This window comes from Noviherbaspirillum sp., assembly GCF_036846085.1.
Taxonomy (GTDB): Bacteria; Pseudomonadota; Gammaproteobacteria; order Burkholderiales; family Burkholderiaceae_D; genus Noviherbaspirillum.
In genome coordinates, this window is record NZ_DAIUCO010000341.1 from 1 (window position 1) to 4,722 (window position 4,722).

Sequence of the window (4,722 nt, forward strand, 5' to 3'; positions counted from 1 at the left end):
CACCGCCCGCGTCGCCGTCATCGGCGGCGGCCCGGCCGGCCTGATGGCCGCCGAAGTGCTGGCGGCCGGTGGCGCGCAGGTCGACCTGTACGATGCGATGCCATCGGTCGGCCGCAAGTTCCTGCTGGCGGGCAAGGGCGGCATGAATATCACCCATGCGGAACCGGCGGATGCGTTCCGCTCACGCTACGGCCCACGCCGAGCCATGCTCGAACCGCTGCTCGAGGGCTTCGATCCCGATGCGCTGCGCGCCTGGGTGCATGGACTGGGCATCGATACCTTCGTCGGCACATCGCAGCGGGTCTTTCCGGCCGACATGAAAGCGGCGCCGCTGCTGCGTGCATGGCTGCATCGCCTGCGCGAAGCCGGTGTGCGTTTTCATATGCGCCATCGCTGGATCGGCTGGCAGGACAACGCGCCGCAACCGGGCGCGCTGCGTTTCATCGCACCGACGGGCGAGGTCGACGTGCAGGCGGATGCCGTCATTCTCGCATTGGGCGGCGCGAGCTGGGCGCGGCTCGGGTCGGATGGCGCCTGGGTGCCGCTGCTCGCATCGAGGGGCGTGCCTGTTGCGTCGCTGCAGCCCGCAAACTGCGGTTTCGACACCGGCTGGAGTGAGCACTTCCGCAGCCGCTTCGCCGGCCATCCGGTCAAGTTGGTTGTTGCCATGTGTCCCGATCCGGCCGGCAATGGCATGCTGCAACGCCAGGGCGAATTCATGATCACCGACACCGGCGTGGAAGGCAGCCTCATCTACGCGCTGTCGTCTTTCCTGCGCGACACGCTGGCAGCGAGCGGCAGCGCGGTCCTCACGATCGATCTGGCACCCGGCAAAAGCCTGCAGCGGGTCACCGACGAGGTGGCGCATCCGCGCGGCTCAAGGTCGATGGCGAGTCACCTGCAAAGCCGTGTCGGCATTGCCGGTGTAAAGGCCGGACTGCTGCGCGAATGCGCCAGCGCCGACGACTATGCCGATCCGGTGCGGCTGGCATCGGCGATCAAGGCCTTGCCGCTGCGGCTGCTTGCCACCCGTCCGATCGACGAAGCCATCAGCAGCGCCGGCGGCGTACGTTTCGAGGCGCTGGACCGGCGGCTGATGATCCGGGACCTGCCCGGCCTGTTCTGCGCCGGCGAGATGCTCGACTGGGAAGCGCCGACCGGCGGCTACCTGCTCACCGCCTGTTTTGCCAGCGGCCGCGCGGCGGGCCTCGGCGCGCTGGACTGGCTCCGTGAGCATTCCGGCAACACGGCTTGACGATTCGCAAATCCGCGCGCTGCCTCCATTCCGGAATACCTGCTTTGGGAACATAGTGAAGTTAGCAGGCGAAAATGTCACCATGCGGACAATTGCTTCGCGCAATGACGGTTTTCCTGCAACCGACAACATGACAATCCCATATCGAGGAGCAGGCAATGGAGACAAGAAACCGATTTCCCGGCGCAACGTATTTCGGCATCGCCCTTCTGATCGCCGGACTGGCGGGCTGCGGCAGTGACGACGATGACGAACCGGTCGCCACCGCGCCGCCGCCGCCGACCCCACCGCTGACCTGCGCACAGATCAACGGCATGACGGTGCCGGCGGCATCGATCGGCCTGCCGACCACCGGCGCGGTCGTCACCTCGACCGAAGTGGTGGCGGCGTCCGGCACCGGCGCGACCGCCATCGGCGAACATTGCCGGGTCCTCGGCGATATCAACCCGGTCGATCCGGCGGCGCCGAAGATCAAGTTCCAGCTCAACCTGCCGACCAACTGGAACAACAAGGCCATGATGTTCGGCGGCGGAGGCTACAACGGCAACATCCCGAGTCCCGCCCAGAACGTGCCGGCCGGCCCGACCACCCAGCCGACGCCGCAGGGACGCGGGTATGCCACCTTCTCCAGCGATTCCGGGCACCAGGCCGGCGCCGGCACCTTCGGCACGCGGGAAGGCTCCTTCGGCGCCAACAACGAAGCACTGAACAACTTCTCCTCCGATGCCCTGAAGAAAACCCGCGACACGGCAATCTACCTGCTGCGCCAGCGCTACAACGTCGCCAACCCGACGCGAACCTATTTCGCAGGCGGTTCCACCGGCGGGCGCGAGGCGCTTGCGGTGGTGCAGAAATGGCCGCAGGACTTCGACGGCGCAATCGTGCTTTATCCGGCATGGAATGCGGCGACGCTGGACCTGGCCCTCGGCCGCGTGATGCGCACGATGGCCCTCCCCAACGGCTACCCGAACCGGGAGAAGCGGCTCGCGTTGTACACCGCCTCGCTGCAGGCCTGCGACACCCTCGACGGCGCTGCTGACAACATCGTCAGCAATGTCGACGCCTGCAATGCCACCTTCGATCCGGCCACCGCCACGCTGAACGGCGCGCCGCTGCGTTGTCCCGATGGCGGGGAGGGCGGCAACAACTGCCTGTCGGATCCGCAGATCGCTTCGTTGCGGGTATTCAACCAGCCGATTACCTTCAGCTATCCGCTCGCCAGCGGCGAAAACCAGTATCCGGGCTTCAACGTCTGGGGCGCCGACCTCGGCATGCCCAACCCCAGCCCGCTGCAGCCCACCGTCAACACGCTGGCGCTCGGGGATGTCCAGCCCGCATTGCCGGCCACGCTGTCCATGCCTTATGCGGCCCTGTTCTGGGACCAGTGGGTGAAGTACTTCGTCACCCGCGACCCGAACTTCAATTCGCTGGCGCTCGACCCGCAAAATCCCGGTCCGTGGGCGGCACGCATCAGCGAACTGACCGCGATCCAGGACATCAACCGCACCGACCTGTCGGCCTTCGAAGCGAAAGGCGGCAAGGTGCTGATGGCGCACGGGCTGCACGACGTGCTGGTCAGTTCCCGTTCCACCGCCCAGTACTTCGAACGGGTACGCACCACCATGGGCACGGCGCGGGTCAACAACTTCATGCGCTACTACCAGATCCCGGCATACGGCCATGCGGTCAGCACCACCTTCAATGCGTCCTGGGATTCGCTGACGGCGCTGGAAAACTGGGTTGAACGGGGTACCGCGCCGGCCAGCCAGGTGGTGACCGACACCGCCGGCGTGCCGGGCCGCACCCGGCCGCTGTGCGAGTACCCGGCCTGGCCGCGCTACAGCGGCACCGGCGATATCAACGCGGCGGCCAGCTACAGCTGCGTGACGCAATAAACCGCCCTTGCGGAGGAATGACGCGGATCCGTCCGCGTCCTTCCACGGTCCGTCTCCGCTTTCCCTATAATTGACCGCATCAACAATAGACGGGCCGGCGCATCCAGCCGGCCCGTCTTACATTCCCGTCATTTCCTTATCTCAGGAGTTCCGCATGAGCCGTAACGTGTATGTATCCGGCGTAGGCATGATCCCGTTTGCCAAACCCGGCGCCAGCGCGCCCTACCACCAGATGGGCGCCGCCGCCGGCCGGCTGGCGCTGGAAGATGCCGGCCTCGCCTATGACGACGTGCAGCAGGTCTACGCCGGCTATGTGTACGGCGACTCGACCAGCGGGCAGAAGGCGGTGTATCAGCTCGGCATGACCGGCATCCCCGTCATCAACGTCAACAACAATTGCTCCACCGGATCGACCGCATTGTTCCTCGCGCGGCAAGCGGTGGCGAGCGGGATGGCGGACTGCGTGCTGGTGCTCGGCTTCGAGCAGATGAGCCCGGGTGCGCTGGGTGCGGTCTTCCCGGATCGGCCGACGCCGTTCGATGACTTCGACGCCGTCACCGACAAGCTGGTCGGCATGCCCGAGATCCCGCTGGCATTGCGCTATTTCGGCGGCGCGGGGCTCAGCCACATGACCAAGTACGGCACCCGCCTCGAGACCTTCGCCAAGATCCGCGCCAAGGCCAGCCGGCATGCCGCCAACAATCCGCTCGCGCTGTTCCGCAAGGAAGTCACTGCGGAAGAGGTCATGAATGCGCCGATGATCTGGCCAGGCGTGATGACGCGCCTGATGGCCTGCCCGCCGACCTGCGGCGCAGCCGCGGCCCTGCTGGTATCGGAACGATTCGCGAAGGAGAAGGGTCTCGACACCGGCGTCTATATCGCCGCACAGGCCATGACCACCGACCGCCCGAGCACCTTCGAGTCGGACGACATGATGCGCCTGGTCGGCTACGACATGGCGGCGGAAGCAGCGGCCAAGGTGTACGCGGAAGCCGGCATCGGCCCCGACGACATCGACGTGGTGGAGCTGCACGACTGCTTCGCGCACAACGAGCTGATTACCTATGAAGCATTGGGCCTGTGCCCGGCGGGCGGGGCGGAAAAGTTTGTCAATGACGGCGACAACACCTATGGCGGCAAGGTCGTCACCAATCCGTCCGGCGGCCTGCTGTCAAAGGGGCATCCGCTCGGCGCGACAGGCCTGGCGCAGTGCTATGAACTGACGCAGCAGCTGCGCGGGAAGGCGGAGGCTCGGCAGGTGGATGGCGCGCGGGTTGGGTTGCAGCACAATCTCGGGCTGGGTGGGGCGTGTGTGGTGACGATGTATCGGGCGGGGTGATGGAGAGCGGTTTTGTTATAGAAGGCATTCGAGATCGATAGTTTGAACATGCTTTCGTAAGGTTCCTAGCCCTTTCAGGCGCACATTTGCTTGCAAGCCGGTACGTGCCCTACAAGGGGGGAATCCACAACAACAGGGTATCTGCGGTTAATGCATCATCCCTGTCATTCCCGCGAAGGCGCACTGGTGTCCGGAATAATTTTATTGACAAGGCTGGAGAGGGTTGCAGGTAT

The 4,722-nt window shown here is 65.5% G+C and carries 3 protein-coding genes; all 3 read left to right on the forward strand.

The genetic code is table 11. The annotated features are described in order from the left end of the window. Positions 1 to 1,255 (forward strand): TIGR03862 family flavoprotein (locus tag V7080_RS24155; RefSeq protein ID WP_334190928.1); only part of this gene is annotated, 1,255 nt, incomplete at its 5' end. 158 nt (positions 1,256 to 1,413) lie between these two features. After that, the gene (locus V7080_RS24160) at positions 1,414 to 3,150 is read left to right on the forward strand and encodes a tannase/feruloyl esterase family alpha/beta hydrolase (RefSeq protein ID WP_334190929.1); all 1,737 of its coding nucleotides are present in this window, start codon (positions 1,414 to 1,416) and stop codon (positions 3,148 to 3,150) included. Positions 3,151 to 3,304: 154 nt separating this feature from the next. After that, a complete protein-coding gene (locus V7080_RS24165; protein WP_334190930.1) occupies positions 3,305 to 4,489 on the forward strand; it encodes a lipid-transfer protein in 1,185 nt (394 codons plus the stop codon). Positions 4,490 to 4,722: the final 233 nt, after the last annotated feature.

Excerpts from the sequence above, each read along its gene's own strand:
- V7080_RS24160 (WP_334190929.1), top strand. The coding sequence starts at position 1,414 with ATGGAGACAAGAAACCGATTTCCCGGCGCAACGTATTTCGGCATCGCC.
- V7080_RS24165 (WP_334190930.1), top strand. The coding sequence starts at position 3,305 with ATGAGCCGTAACGTGTATGTATCCGGCGTAGGCATGATCCCGTTTGCC.